Raw genomic sequence first — 1,057 nt, 5'->3', positions numbered from 1 at the left:
CAGAACCTGTCCGGCACCGTTGACGCGGATGGTCGCGTCGGCATCGTCGCCGGGGGCCGCAGGCTGCGCGCCATTGCCCGCGCCGTCGAGCGTGACCCGACCGTGACCAAGCGGCACCCGGAACTGGCCTCCGTTCCGGTCCGCATCGCCCCCGACGAGGCCACTGCGCGGGCATGGGCCAGCGCCGAGAACGCCGCCCGCGAGGATCTGGCCCCCGCCGATGAAATCCGCGCCTATGGCCGGATGAAGGAGGCAGGCGCAGACGTGTCCACCATCGCCCGCAGCTTCGGCAAGACCGAGGCGCATGTATACCGCCGCCTTGCGCTGGCAGCACTTCCCGTCCCCGTTCTGGACGCCTTGAAGGCAGGTCAGATCAGCCTCGGCATGGCGAAAGCCTTCACCGTGTCCCAGGACGAGGCTCTGACCTTGCAGGTTCTGGCCGAGGTGATGGGCCGTGACGTGTCCGAATACCGCATCAAGCAGGCTTTGCAGCCGGAAGCGATCAGCGGCACCGACCGCCGCGCCCTGTTTGTCGGACTGGACGCCTACACCGCAGCGGGCGGGCGGATGAACCGCGATCTGTTCAGCGACACGACCGCGCTTCACGATGGCGATCTGCTGGCCCGCCTGTTCACCGAAAAGATGGACGAGGCAGCGGCAAAGATTGGTGAAGTCTGGAAATGGGTCGAGGCCATGCCTGACAGCTATGTCCCCTACGGGACTGCCGAGAAGCTGGACCGCATCTATCCTGTTCCGGGCGTCCTGAGCGAAGAACAGAGCGAGCGTTACGACGAACTGGCAGAGTTGGCCGAGGGCGACGTTCTGGACGAGGCGGGCCAAGCCGAATTTGCCGACCTGACGAACATCGTTGAAGGCGGCTTCACTGACGCGCAGCGCGCCGTTGCCGGGGTGTTCATCTATGTCCGCAATGATGGCACCCTGGGCGAAACGGCCGCATGGGTTCGGCCCGAAGATCGCGCCGAGGCAATCGAGGCAGAGGTTCTGACCGGACATGCCGCAACGCGCCTCAGCGCGGCCAGCGTCGAGGATGCGCCCA

Annotated in this window: 1 pseudogene; it reads left to right on the top strand. The window is 66.2% G+C overall.

Annotated elements, in window-relative coordinates:
- Positions 1–1,057, top strand: a pseudogene (locus TW83_RS21300) (hypothetical protein); the annotation flags it as partial.

This window comes from Paracoccus sp. S4493, assembly GCF_000967735.1.
GTDB classification, from domain to species: domain Bacteria; phylum Pseudomonadota; class Alphaproteobacteria; order Rhodobacterales; family Rhodobacteraceae; genus Paracoccus; species Paracoccus marcusii.
This window is presented reverse-complemented; position numbering and strand designations above follow the sequence as displayed.